This window comes from Ectobacillus sp. OTK, assembly GCF_059698935.1.
The window spans coordinates 1,863,057-1,875,915 of record NZ_AP048547.1 but is presented as its reverse complement, the minus strand read 5'-3'; the positions used below and the strand labels follow the sequence as shown (position 1 = coordinate 1,875,915).

16 protein-coding genes are annotated in these 12,859 nt (G+C 42.0%); 6 read left to right on the top strand and 10 right to left on the bottom strand.

Features of this window, described 5'->3' with window-relative positions:
• Positions 1-9: 9 nt before the first annotated feature.
• Entirely contained in the window at positions 10-465 is a 456-nt protein-coding gene (gene phaR, locus AC6HZ4_RS09110) for a polyhydroxyalkanoic acid synthase subunit PhaR (protein ID WP_497494664.1), read from the bottom strand.
• A 241-nt stretch (positions 466-706) separates the two neighbouring features.
• Between phaR and phaQ the strand changes: the two genes are divergently transcribed.
• The 4 genes from phaQ (at position 707) to AC6HZ4_RS09090 (ending at position 2,608) form a co-directional block, all read left to right on the top strand.
• Positions 707-1,156: a poly-beta-hydroxybutyrate-responsive repressor gene (gene phaQ / locus AC6HZ4_RS09105; RefSeq protein WP_497494663.1), complete on the top strand. Its 450-nt coding sequence runs from the start codon at positions 707-709 to the stop codon at positions 1,154-1,156.
• A gap of 54 nt (positions 1,157-1,210) precedes the next feature.
• A complete protein-coding gene (gene phaP, locus AC6HZ4_RS09100) occupies positions 1,211-1,735 on the top strand; it encodes a polyhydroxyalkanoic acid inclusion protein PhaP (RefSeq protein ID WP_497494662.1) in 525 nt (174 codons plus the stop codon).
• A gap of 96 nt (positions 1,736-1,831) precedes the next feature.
• Positions 1,832-2,275, top strand: a complete 444-nt coding sequence (locus tag AC6HZ4_RS09095) for a MaoC family dehydratase (protein WP_497494661.1) — start codon at positions 1,832-1,834, stop codon at positions 2,273-2,275.
• A 147-nt stretch (positions 2,276-2,422) separates the two neighbouring features.
• Entirely contained in the window at positions 2,423-2,608 is a 186-nt protein-coding gene (locus AC6HZ4_RS09090) for an alpha/beta-type small acid-soluble spore protein (RefSeq protein WP_497494660.1), read from the top strand.
• A 172-nt stretch (positions 2,609-2,780) separates the two neighbouring features.
• Here AC6HZ4_RS09090 and AC6HZ4_RS09085 read toward each other — a convergent pair whose 3' ends face one another.
• The 9 genes from AC6HZ4_RS09085 to AC6HZ4_RS09045 form a co-directional block, all read right to left on the bottom strand.
• A complete protein-coding gene (locus AC6HZ4_RS09085) occupies positions 2,781-3,494 on the bottom strand; it encodes a hypothetical protein (protein ID WP_497494659.1) in 714 nt (237 codons plus the stop codon).
• Positions 3,491-4,072, bottom strand: a complete 582-nt coding sequence (locus AC6HZ4_RS09080; RefSeq protein ID WP_497494658.1) for a hypothetical protein — start codon at positions 4,070-4,072, stop codon at positions 3,491-3,493. The genes AC6HZ4_RS09085 and AC6HZ4_RS09080 overlap by 4 nt, the downstream gene beginning before the upstream one ends.
• Positions 4,069-5,022, bottom strand: coding sequence for a type IV pilus biogenesis protein PilM (gene pilM, locus AC6HZ4_RS09075; RefSeq protein WP_497494657.1), 954 nt, complete (start codon positions 5,020-5,022; stop codon positions 4,069-4,071). The genes AC6HZ4_RS09080 and pilM overlap by 4 nt, the downstream gene beginning before the upstream one ends.
• Before the next feature lie 386 nt (positions 5,023-5,408).
• Positions 5,409-5,849, bottom strand: coding sequence for a type IV pilin protein (locus tag AC6HZ4_RS09070; protein WP_497494655.1), 441 nt, complete (start codon positions 5,847-5,849; stop codon positions 5,409-5,411).
• A 21-nt stretch (positions 5,850-5,870) separates the two neighbouring features.
• Positions 5,871-7,079, bottom strand: coding sequence for a type II secretion system F family protein (locus tag AC6HZ4_RS09065; protein WP_497494654.1), 1,209 nt, complete (start codon positions 7,077-7,079; stop codon positions 5,871-5,873).
• 1 nt (position 7,080) lies between these two features.
• Positions 7,081-8,121 carry a type IV pilus twitching motility protein PilT gene (locus AC6HZ4_RS09060; protein ID WP_497494653.1) on the bottom strand — a complete coding sequence of 347 codons (1,041 nt, stop codon included), beginning with the start codon at positions 8,119-8,121 and terminating at the stop codon, positions 7,081-7,083.
• A gap of 15 nt (positions 8,122-8,136) precedes the next feature.
• Positions 8,137-9,801 carry a GspE/PulE family protein gene (locus tag AC6HZ4_RS09055; RefSeq protein ID WP_497494652.1) on the bottom strand — a complete coding sequence of 555 codons (1,665 nt, stop codon included), beginning with the start codon at positions 9,799-9,801 and terminating at the stop codon, positions 8,137-8,139.
• Between the two features lie 10 nt (positions 9,802-9,811).
• Positions 9,812-11,062, bottom strand: a complete 1,251-nt coding sequence (locus AC6HZ4_RS09050) for a hypothetical protein (protein WP_497494651.1) — start codon at positions 11,060-11,062, stop codon at positions 9,812-9,814.
• Entirely contained in the window at positions 11,059-11,511 is a 453-nt protein-coding gene (locus tag AC6HZ4_RS09045) for a hypothetical protein (protein WP_497494650.1), read from the bottom strand. Before AC6HZ4_RS09045 ends, AC6HZ4_RS09050 begins: the two co-directional genes overlap by 4 nt.
• A gap of 95 nt (positions 11,512-11,606) precedes the next feature.
• On the opposite strand from AC6HZ4_RS09045, the gene AC6HZ4_RS09040 reads away from it, so the two are divergent.
• Positions 11,607-12,254: a type IV pilus modification PilV family protein gene (locus AC6HZ4_RS09040; protein ID WP_497494649.1), complete on the top strand. Its 648-nt coding sequence runs from the start codon at positions 11,607-11,609 to the stop codon at positions 12,252-12,254.
• Positions 12,238-12,846, top strand: coding sequence for a PilW family protein (locus AC6HZ4_RS09035; RefSeq protein ID WP_497494648.1), 609 nt, complete (start codon positions 12,238-12,240; stop codon positions 12,844-12,846). The genes AC6HZ4_RS09040 and AC6HZ4_RS09035 overlap by 17 nt, the downstream gene beginning before the upstream one ends.
• Positions 12,847-12,859 lie beyond the last annotated feature (13 nt).

Genomic DNA, 12,859 nt, shown 5'->3' with positions numbered 1-12,859 from the left:
ATAAAAAGCTTATTGCTTTTCTTCTCCAGAAGTTTTCGACGCTGCTGCTAGTAATTCCTGCTGCTTTTGCAAATATTCTAAAACTTGATCCACTTTATTTTCGAGGAGTCGGATATCTTGCTTCATCTTCGTGATATCACGCTTCGCTCCAGGACCTTGATCCACATTTTCTAACTTGTCTTCCAAAAACTCCTCAATGTTATCAACTTTGCTTTCAAGATTAATGATTAAAGATGCGATCCTTGCAATGTCTTCCTGCGTCGGAACGTTCATCTTTTCTAGATACCCCTTTGTGATATCATTGAGCATTTTCTGGTAAAACAAATTTAAATCCAAAACGCTTCCTGTCCATGCGGAATATTCCTCGGATTTTAGCGTTTCGTTCAGCGTTTTACCCCAAAATTTCTCTGTTTGGTCGTATACTTCCTTCCAAGCCTTCAACGGATCAAATTTTTGATCAATCACATTATCACACCCCTTTGGAATTAACGTGAAAATTTGAAATTATTCAGTATATCTTGTATTTTCTAACATTTAGGAGAAAGGTGCAACCCTTTTTTTTACTTTTCAAAATTTGGGAAGAAAATACGAGCTTTTTTTATTTTTCGGAATTTTTCGTTGACAACAGAAACAGGTAGGTGTAAATTACATGTAGGTGAGAGAAAAAAATTACCATTTTTGGATTGGTTTACGAGGTGATGCCACTATGAACAATAAGGAACCTGAACACAATGCGCTTCTAGAGGAACCTCAAGCGAAAGTACCAAATGCTCTTCCAAAAAACTTCTTAGTGCCTTTTTTGCTTCTATGTTTAAAGGATTGGAGTCTTCATGGTTACAAACTCATTCAAATGCTTATGGATATTGGCTTTTCTTCCATTGACCAGGGCAACGTGTACCGAACGCTGCGAAAGCTGGAAAAGGAAAAGTTGATCTCATCCACATGGGATACGAGTGAGGGCGGTCCAGCCAAACGAATTTATTCTATAACAGAATACGGAGAAAAATATTTGGAATCTTGCGTTTACTCGTTTGAGCAGTACCAAAAAATGCTGGGAACTTTTTTTACACTGTACACAAATGCCTTTTTTCCTTTTTCCGCATCTGGAAGCAAGGAAAAAAAGCAAACGCCTTCATCAGGTGATTCTGCAGAATAGTCTGCATTCACAAATATGCAAATAAATATGCAAATAATTAGCGGAGGTCAAGTCATGGAAATGAAACCGTACGAAATGATGGATGCATTTTGGAAAAATTGGACTCAATCGCTCTCAGTGTTTTCTAACGCTGGAAAACAAATGGAGCATCTTACTTTAGAAACAATGAAGCAACAGCAAGAAACACTGCATAAGATGGAAGAAGCAGTGAAAATCATGGAGCAAGAAATGAAGCAGTACTCTTCCCAATTGAACTCTCAATACACAGATTATGTGAAGCAAATGGGAGGCAACCCATTCGGTGCACAGTTGGAAGAATGGCAAGGAAAGTGGAATGAATTTGCGCAGCAAATGCAGCAATTCTCTATTTCTCCTGCAAAGGCTTCCGTGTCCTTTCTTTCACAAGCAAGCGGACAGCTTGAAGACACAATGAAGCAGTTGATCGCACAAAATCAAAGCCAACGTGAAGAAATCCAAAAGCAAATGCAGACTTTTCTTGAGGAATTAAAGGGTATGCAATTGGATTTGGTAAAAAAGTTTGAAGAGGGCTCTAAAAACCTATTCGCTTCAGTAAAATAAATATATATCGACTTCTTGCTGTCAAAGGAGCTCGTCTGTTTGGTGTACCGCTGTCATCCTTCCGGCTTTATTATGGTAACTAAAAAGGAGGATCATATGAACCTTTTTCAAGAGGCACAAGTTGTTCCTGAGCGCGCCTATGGAGATATTCAGATTGGGGAGCAGGCTTCTCTTACGAAAATGATCACAGACGAAGACATTCAAGCATTCGCAAAGCTTACCGGAGACGTAAATCCCGTTCACTTACTTGATTCGTTCGCACAAACAACGATGTTTAAAGAGCGCATTGCACACGGCATGCTCGTGGCTAGCCTTATCTCGGCCGTTTTAGGCACAAAGCTCCCGGGAAAAAACACGATTTATTTGTCGCAAAACGTATCCTTTAAAGCGCCTGTTAAAATCGGCGATACAGTGACCGTGATTGCAGAAGTCATTCAAAAACGTGATGATAAAAAAATTATGACGCTTGAAACCAATATCTATAACCAGCATAAACAGCTCGTTGTAGCAGGTTCAGCAGTCGTGATGAAAATGGAGTAGCTTATGGCTACTCTTTTTTGCTTTTCCTTCTCATCCAAGAACTGCTATACCCTCCTTCTACTTCCGAGTATGCCTCTTGCAAAACAACACATTCTAATAACACCAGCTTACGAAAGCTGGAATGCAGGCAAAAAGGAGTGTTACAATATGACTCGTACAAATAAACTTCTTGTTCCAGGCTGTGAACAAGCTTTGGATCAATTCAAATACGAAATCGCAAGTGAATTCGGTGTAAACCTTGGCTCCGATTCAGCTTCTCGTTCTAACGGTTCTGTTGGCGGAGAAATTACAAAGCGTTTAGTCGCTCTTGCGCAACAACAATTACGTGGATAATTTCATAACAATGGCTGAAGGCGGGCGGATATTCCGCCCGCCTTACTTTCTCTGCCCTGCTCAATTTCCCCTATAAGCGCAGGGCCTTCCTTGTTAAGGTTCATAGTATACTGCAATTGCTACAGATAGTTGTACTAAAAATAAGCAAGGATCAGTGTATCGCAGCGCTTTTTTAGTTACATACTTGAGTCTCAATCGGGTTTGTCCGTTCCTTGCATAATGGAGGAAGATCAATGTCTGCAGCTTGCTTGCTGCTTTCTGCCGTATTTGGCGCATAATACGTTTCCAAGGTTAACGTACATGTATACGCCTCCCTCCTAGCAGACGCTGAGAACATTTCTTCTCGTCCGCCAAATTCAATGCTTTTGATTGTTGTGACTCGATTCAGTGCTTCTATTTCCTTCAGGAACGCCTGCAGCTGCTCATAGACATCAAATTTTACATCTACCGTCCATGTGATAACAGCAGGTGCAGAAGTGCTAGCTTCCTGTACTGATTCCTGCTTGGAGCTATCTATATTTGTTTTGTCTTCCTCGTTTTGAACTGCGAGGGATTGCTTTGTATCCTGGAATACAATATTTTGAATCGTTAAGCCGGCAATGCCCTCGGCTTTTTCTAAATCCAGCATGTATTGGTCCACGAGAGGGCTCGTTGGCAATTGTTCTTTTAGAATATCTGCAGCCGGCTTATCGTCTTGTCTGGCTTCTGTTCCTTTCTCCGTCTTTGACAACAAAGTATTTTGCAGCTTCAGTTCGCTTTGAAGCTGCTCCTTCTGAAGCTCAATAGACTGAAAATACGCAAAGTATGCGTATACGAGGCACAGCGCCGCTATAAGCAAAAATCCAAATAAAAACAAAAGCTGACCTTTGGAAAAGCGAAGCTTCATTGGTTCTCCTCCTTTTCCAATTGTTTCGCCTTAGCAACGTCCAGCGTGATCTCATAATGTGCCAAATATCTAGGCATTCCTGTCTCATTTCCTTGTTGGTCACGTACCTCTACAGCTTTTAAAAAGGACAGAACTGTTTCTTGTGCCCAGCCTTCTCCCATGAGGCGATTATAAAAATAAGCAGCATCTCGCTTCTCGTCAAAACGAACTTCTAAAACTAATACACCCTGCTCTCGATAAGAGAAGGTTTGGACAACACCGCGAGCTGGGAGAAAAGAAGTAATCTTTTTTAAAAGCGGCACCATCTTTACTTGCTGCTCTTGTACCATTTTTACCATCTGCTCAAGCGCTGCGCTAGAAATGGTTGTTGTTTCCTCTGTCTTTGGCAACTGCTCTGTTTTCGCTTTCACAATCATAAGCTGATTTTCCAATGCTATTTTCTCATTTTCTGCTTGCTTTGCAGCTATATACACCCAAATGCTCCCCACTAGCAGTACAACGGTGCAAAGCACCGCGATAACTGCAGAAGAGTTTGTTTTTTTCTCACGCTGCGGAAGAAGATTAATATTTGCAATCATAGCGGCACCCCTTTTAGCGCAAGACCAAGTGAGGAATAATATTTTGGATGCATATTCTCTAAATCTGATGGATAATGCATATATACCGCTTCAAATGACAAGCGTTTTTGGAGCATTTCGTATATGTCTTGTAAAAACGGATGATCTCCGCTTAGTACCGCTTTCCCAATCGTTCCGTTTCCTGACATAAACGAATATCTATAAAAATGGAGAATACGGTCAATTTCTTCCATCCATTCCTCGATTGCGGGTATAACAACCTCAAAAGGAAGCTGTACTCCCGTCTCTGTCACCTCTACCGATTTATCATATTCAAAATGCTGATGCTGCATAAAAATAGGAATATCATCGTTAAAAATAGTTAAGGTAGAATCAAGCGTATCAAGCTTAATGAATAAAAGCTCTTCCCTAGCTGTCGGTTTCTCAAGATACGTATATAACCTGTACAAGGAAAGGGAAGAAATATCTACAGCTTCGGGGCGAAGCTTCATCCCCTCAAAGACATCAACATACGATTTCACAAGATCTTCAGGAGCAGCAAAAATAACAATTTCTGTCTTCCCGTCTGTTTCACCCACTATTTGATAATCAAATGTTGGATTTTCAAAAGGGAGGTGGATGCTTCGTCCAAGCTCAAAGAAAATGTAGCCGCGCAGATCTTCCCTTGCAATTTCCGCCGGTACAAGCTGCTTGCGAATTACTACATATGAATCCGGCACTAAAAAACGAACTGCCTTGCGCTTCAATCCCCACTTTGTTACGCAGTTTCGAAAAATCATTTGAAATGTTTTCGGATCGACAATTACACCGTTTTTAATAACACCAGGGGGGATATACGCTTCATCGATAACCAATGGCTTTAGCGGCATGCCACGCTTCGCATCAACATAGCGAATGACGTAGTCCTTAATTTCAAGGTTAACGAGTTTTTTTCTAGATGATAACATCATATTACTCCCTCACCATTTATGAAATAAACGAAGTGCTATACACAATATGCCTCAAAGCAAGCATATCGCTGGCACTATCGAAATACATATTCCTTTTATCATTATAAAAGGAATTACAAATGATTCCGAGAAGAAAAATATACTTATATAACAAAAACATACCATTTTGCGTTTTTTTGTCTTTTTTACATTTTAAGAAATTATAAATTTCCAGATAGATGCTCATTCGATGTAGTAAAAAATTTTAGGGATAAAATGTAAGTGCAGCTACGCCTCTGTCTTCGCCTAACGGCTACAATAAAGAAGGGTATGGAAAGAAGCTAGCTCCTTCCCATACCCTTCTTTCGCTATATCCATTCTCTGAGTGTTACGGTGTTCGTTTTGTATTATTCTCCTGGGATTGTTCGAGTAGTTCCATAGTTATCGTCTTCATTGATGTCAGAAACCTCTGCATCCTGAAACGTAATGGTAATTTTACCAACATCAATTGCACTTGTAGTTAACTTAAATTCTTTTCCATCCTCTGAAACAGAAACGCTGTATCCTTCACCCAAGTTCGCATTGTCCACGTAATCTGCCAATTCATCCTGCGCGATAACGCCATCCTCAGCATCAGTTCCCTCTGGAATGCCATGCTCTGCCACATATGTTTTCGCAGCACTTAGTACCTGCAGCGCATCAGCTTTTACCGCATTCTCTTTCGATTTTTGAATGACGCTTCCAATGGATGGAACTGCGATAGCTGAAACAATACCTAAAATAACGATAACTGCAAGAAGCTCTACAAGCGTAAGACCTTTCTCGTTTTTGAAAAATTTTCTAAACATGAATATTCTCCTCTCAATCTATTAATGTATATTGTTATATAGTTTAAATAACGGAACCATAATTGCGAGCACAATTACCCCTACAACGACCGATAATATAACAACCATGACTGGCTCAATCAAGGATTTTAAGCTATCCGCAGCGCTCTCCACCTCCGCCTCATAAAAATCTGCTATTTTTGAAAGCATACTATCTAGAGAGCCTGTTTCTTCACCGACAGCAATCATATTAGAAACGAGCGAGGGAAATACCCAGTGCTTCTTCAACGGCTCTGATAAAGCCTTGCCGCTTTGCAAGGATTCCTTCGATTTAGACAGCGCGCGGGCTACCACTTCATTTTGAACAACGCCTTCTACGATCGACAATGCCTGTAAAATCGGCACAGCACTTGATGTGAGAGAGCTAAGCGTTCGAGCCATACGAGCGATAACAGTTTTTTGAAATAGTATGCCAATAACAGGTGTCTTCAGTATAGCATGGTCTAAATAGTACTTGCTAGACTTATATTGCAGTATTAATAAAATAATTATATATAAAATAACGGATGATATAAGAAGGATCCACCAATACTGTACAGTCCACGCACTTAAAGAAATAACGACCTTCGTAATCCATGGAAGTTCAGTGTTATTTTGCTTAAACATTTCGACAAACGTGGGTACAACCGACACAAGAAGAAAAACTACAACAGCTGCTGCGATGATTCCTACTACAATTGGATAGGCCATTGCTGACTGTATCTTTTGCCGCATACGCAGCTGCTTCTCATAGTAATCGGCCATTTGTTCAAGTACACTATGAAGCTGCCCTGTCGTCTCGCCAGCTTTCACCATACTAATAAACATATCTGAGAACAATCGTTTATGCTTGCGATATGCATCCGAAAGAGGATGCCCGGATCGTAAATCATCGTCAATTGCTTCGAGCGCACGACGCAATGCTTTGCTTTCCGTTTGTACTGTCAAAATCCGTGTTGCCTCCGCAACTGTAATACCTGCTTCTAGCAATGTGGCAAATTGGCGAAGATATACAACGAAATCCTTCAGCTTTAATGGGTTGCCAATCGTAATCTCCTTCGTCCAAAACGATTGTGGAATCTCTTGTATCTCTAGCGCTCTTACTTCCCGCTGCAGCAGCTTCTCATATGCTTCCCTGCGTGTAGCTGCAGTAATTTTCCCGGTTTGCTTTTTCCCCATTTTTGTACGCGCTGTATATTGGAATTGCGCCATTTTATCTAATCTCCTCTTGTAAATAGGCAGCAGCTGCTTCATATGAAATAACGCCCTTTGCTACATAGTCCTTGAGCGATGTATGAAGTGTATGCATTCCCTGCTCCCTATTTGTCAGCATAACATTCGGAATTTGCTCTAGCTTATCGTTCCGAATTAAGTTCGCAACAGCTGGATTGTTAAGAAGAATTTCAGTAACGGCAATCTGTCCTCGTCCGTCTGCTCGCGGAAACAGCCGCTGCGCAATTGCAGCTCGCAATACAGTAGCCAGCTCTAAACGAATTTTATTTTGCTGCTCCCCCGGGAATACCCCGATAATGCGCTCCATTGTTGCAGCGGCATTTGTCGTGTGAAGTGTCGCAAATACAAGGTGTCCCGTCTCAGCTGCCGTAATCGCTGTGCTCATTGTCTCCATATCACGCATCTCTCCGACAAGGATCACGTCCGGATCCTGCCTAAGGGCAGCGCGCAGACCGCTTGCAAATGTTTCCGTATCATGTCCGACCTCTCGCTGCTGCACAATGCAGCTTCCATGCGGATGCACATACTCAACGGGATCTTCTAGCGTAATAATATGCTTTCGCATCGTCGTATTTATATAGTGAAGCATTGCCGCAAGCGTGGTTGATTTTCCGCTCCCGGTCGGACCTGTTACAAGCACCAGCCCATTTGGTTTTGACGCAATTTTCTTGAAAATGGGCGGAAGCAGCAATTCCTCTAGACTTGGGATTTTCTTTGGTATGACACGAATTGCAAGCGAAAGCTGGCTCCGCTGCTGAAACATATTAATACGAAAGCGTGACAGTCCTTCTACTTCATAAGAAAAATCCAGCTCGCCCCTCTCCTCGAAGGAGGCCCATTGCTTCTCCGTTGTTAAAGCCTTTGCTATAGAACGCAGCTCCTCGCCGTGAAACGGCTCTTCCTCCATCCGATGCAAATCACCGTATAAACGAAAGACAGGCGGCAGGTTAGCGGAAAGATGCAAATCCGTCGCCCGCATTTGGCAAACTGTATATAGCAGTTGATGCAGCCTATGTTTCAACCCTATCCCCTCCTTCTATTGCTCCGTTACAACACGCAATACTTCTTCCGTTGTTGTGTACCCTTGCTTCACCTTCAATAAGCCATCATCAAGCAAGAAAATTGTTTTGTTTTGCACAGCGATGTCTCGCAGCATGGAAAAGCTTATCCCGTCCCCAATGGCCTTTCGCATGTTCTCATCTACTACAAGCAGCTCATGAATCGCTAATCGTCCCTTATAGCCTGTCATCCCGCATACCGCACAACCTTTACCGCGGTATACCTTTTCAATGCTCAAATTCCTTTTAGAAAAAATTTCTTTTTCCCGATTTGTTGCTTCCTGCTCTTGCTTGCAATCACGGCACACCTTGCGAATGAGACGCTGCGAGATAATACCTGTTAAGGAGGAGGCGAGTAAAAATGGTTCAATTCCCATATCAATTAAACGTGTAATTGTAGCAATCGAATCATTCGTATGGAGCGTGCTTAAAACAAGATGACCAGTTAAAGAAGCCCGGATCGCAATTTCTGCTGTTTCACGGTCGCGGATCTCTCCAATCATAACGACATCCGGATCTTGACGCAAAATCGAACGCAGCCCGGCTGCAAACGTCATTCCGACCTGTGGGTTTACTTGAATTTGATTGATTCCTTCTATTTGGTATTCAACAGGGTCTTCCACCGTAATAATATTGATTTCTTCGCTGTTCAGCTTATTAAGCGCTGCATATAACGTGGATGACTTACCGCTTCCAGTTGGTCCGGTAATTAAAACAATGCCATTCGGCCTTTGAATAAAATTTAAAAAACGCTGCATGTTGATCGGATTAAAGCCAAGCTTCGTAATATCATTCAAGGCATTTCCTAAATCTAGAATACGAATAACGATTTTTTCTCCAAAAATGGTTGGCAACGAAGAAACGCGCAAGTCCACCTGATGAAATTCATATTGAAACTTGATGCGTCCGTCTTGGGGCGTACGTTGCTCCGTAATATCCATGTTCGCCATAATTTTAATGCGGGCTGTAATCATACCCTGCATATATTTTGGCAAAATACGCTCTGTACGCAATTGGCCATCCGTACGGTACCGGATGAGCACCTTTCCTTCCTGCGGATCAATATGAATATCGCTTACCTTTTGCTGGATCGCTGTTTGCAAAAGTTGGTTCACAAGCTTCACTGCCGGCGATTCTTCTTCCACGACTGCTTCCTGCTGCTGCTGCGGAGGCATCTGTTCGATACCCCAGTCTTCAAATGATTCCTGCAAATCATAGAACCGATTAATTGTACGTAAAATATCATCCTTTACGGCAATAAGCGGCTCAATCTGGAAGCCTGTGGACAAACGCAAATCATTCATCGTTAAATAATCGAGCGGGTCTGCCATTGCCACGTACAGCTTATTTCCCTGCTTCTTTAACGGAACAACAAGATTTCGCTTTGCAGTTTCCTTTGGAATGAGATGGAACAATGTCTCATCAAACGGATAGCGATATAAGCTGACGTGCGGAATGCCAAGCTGAAATTCCAATACTTCAATTAACTGCTGCTGCGTAATATATCCTTTTTGTAAAAGCGCATCTCCGAGCTTTTGTGTCTGCCCCTTATCCCGTAACGTTTCTTGAAGCTGCTCCTCCGTAATCAGACCTTCATGCACAAGTAAATCTCCAAGACGTTGTCTATATCTTTGCTTTGACATAATATCCCCCTTACTGCGATTGCCCGTTTGTAGATGCAGGTGCCGGCTGAGTTGCCTCAGTTATTGCTTGTTGCTCTGTCTGCAAAGAAGCCGGCTGTTGTGATTCCGGCACAAACTGCATGTGCTGCACCTCATTCACTTGCAAGTAGTAATCATCTGCGACAAGCTCTCTTTTCACAAGCTGCCCGCTCTCGTTGTATGCTTCTCGGTACACATGTACTTCATAGCCGTCTTTCCCATCTGCTGGCGGTGTTACTGCATCACTCTTCCCTTGATTTGGGATCGTGGTCTGCACAATTGTTCGATTAGAAATCGTTGTTACATCGCTTGTGTTTATTCCATATGAATATACAAAGGGAAAACCTTGGATGGACAAGGAGAATAGATTATTTTCAAGAGAAAAGCTCAAGCTATAAGGGAGTTCATTACGATTTTCAAAGATAAAATCACTGTCTTCCCTTTCAACACGAGCCTCTTCTCCTAGCAGCGCATAAGAGGGAAGCTCGCGGCTAATGCTTCTTTGCGTCACGATAAAGTTTGTCGGCAATACAGCTTTGTATATAAGCGAGGCAACAAGGCTGAGCGTCTCATTGTCCGCCGCGATATTTTTTTCCTTCACAAGCTGTAATATCGACACTTTGCTATTAGGGTCTGCCGTTAGCGTCGAATAATGCGCAAGCCATTGCTGCAGCCCCTGCTGCTGTGCCGGGGAGACTTCAATAGATGCCTGCGAAACCGTTCTGCTAGCCTGCTGTTCATTCATAAATTGAACAAGCGAAAACATCCTTCCGGCTGAAAGATGCTCTGCTGCCTCTACAAGCTCTTTTTGTAATTCTTCCATGCGCAGGTTTTCTATGATTGCTCCATTATTGAAGCTTTGCTTCAAAAAGGTTATAAACTGTGTTTGATCCAGCTTTACCTGTGCAAGTGACGCTTCCCCATCCTTTACGGTATGCATCGTTTCAGTAATATCAAAGACAAACAATGAGGATGGAACAGAAATCAGAACGTCCTGATATTGAAGCTGAAGGCCCGGAGAAGACTTCCATTTTTCTATCTCCCTTCGAACGCTGTCTTCTGCTTGCTCCTGCAGCATGCCGCCCACATTAACGTTTGCAACCTTGGTTCCTTCCTTAAATCCCTCGGTTGTATGGAATACTTGAAGCATCAAAGAGTAAACCGCATGCTGCCCGATAAATATGAATATGCTGCAGGCAAGGATAATGAAGAAAAAACGAAGGGAGCGAATGTGAACCATCATCGTATATCCCCTCCTTTCATTTCCTCACTTCCCTGCCGAAATAGTTCCTCCCAATCGCGTATATCAACCTGTTCTTCCATGACCGGCTGCTCAAGAATCTTCTCCAATGAGGCGGTCTGATTGTCAGTATACTTCTCAGTAAATTGTTCATATAGCGGCGTTGCTTCATCTGTAGAAGTAACCGCTTCCTCTTTCTGGGAAATAAACAAATGATGCGCAAGCTTTGCTTGCAGCAAATACGCAATGCACAACCCGAGCATCAGAGAAATGAGCACACTTTGCCAAAGCGGAAAGAGAGCCTTTGTCAGAAAAACGAGCGTTGTGAATAAAAAAGACAAAGCAATTGCTGCCGTCATACCAACGTAAGAAAGTCCCACTCTCGTTCGTACAGCCCATATAATTGGAACAAGTAGAAGACAAGCAACTACACTCGGAAATATATGTTCCATCTCTGCACCTCTTTTTATAGTAAAATACATGTACAAATTGCTTTTTTAATATATTATTATATTATCCTATCTAAAGGTGAGAGGGAAAGAGACAAATGCGAAAAAGACATGAACAAGGTTTAACATTAATAGAAGTATTATCCTCTGTAACCATATTGTCTATTGTCATTGTTGGATTATTATCTCTTTTTCCAAAGGCTTATTTTTTTATGAAAGCAAATCAATCAAAAACATTAGCTGTTAACATTGCCCGCGGCGCTCTTCATTATTTTGAAAAGCAGGATTACGATTTACTGAACGGATACCGCCTGGCCCTAGGGGACGGGAAGGTTGCTATTTTTGATTCGGCCTCTATTTGCAGCGAATCCAAATCTATACGCATCTCGAACGAAGAAATCATTGTGTCGGCGCTATTTCCTAACGCTGAAAGCTGCGCCAAAATATTAGAACCGACCATCAACAACAAGACGTATCAAAATGGAAATATTCAAGTGTTCCTTATGCCATCCGCATGGGCGGATACACAGATTGAAGAAGTGCGTTCACATATTAAAGAACTTCATCCAAGCACATCTCTTTCGGAGGCAACAAAATCACTGCAGCGATTTCAAAAAGAGCAGAGAAACACAAAGCAAACAGATAAACCGGTTGTAAATGTTCTTGTTTATGTAGATTTGAACGAGAAGGATAACAAAGAAGGGATTATATTAGAAGGGAGTATTGCCCATGAATCGCTTCGTTAAACGGATACGGAATGAGCAAGGTGTTTCACTTATAGAGATGCTGGGAGCCGTTACGATTTCCGGTATGGCAATGCTCTTGATTTACAGTGTGTTTGCCATCGGCCTGAAAACATACAATAAAATTACTGCAGAAGGACATCTTCGCGATGAAGCAGATTATGTTGTCTCCATGATTATGAATGAATTGTATTCCGCTGATTACGATGATGTACAATACAATGAGGCTACGAAAAGCTTAGAGTTTTATAAACGAACGGACGTAGCCTTTCAAAATGATTCACTAACATATTCTTACTATAAAGTATCTGATCCGGCGGCGAGATTATACATTGAAAATGGACGAGTACTGTTTGAAAAATCTGACGGCGGTGAAAAGAAGATAGTCTCTTTTCAAGATGACACCTCAGCGCAGCTTGCAAGCAACTCCAGCATCGGGGTCTTCTGTACACAAGAAGGAACAATCACATACGAAGAAAATGGCACGATTCAATCCTTAAATGTATGCAACAGCGGGATTGTACAGCTGCAGTTGATTTTTCAAACAACGAAGAGCATTAAACCGTTTGCCGTGACAAGCGAGATTGGCTTTTAAGACGAGGTGAATG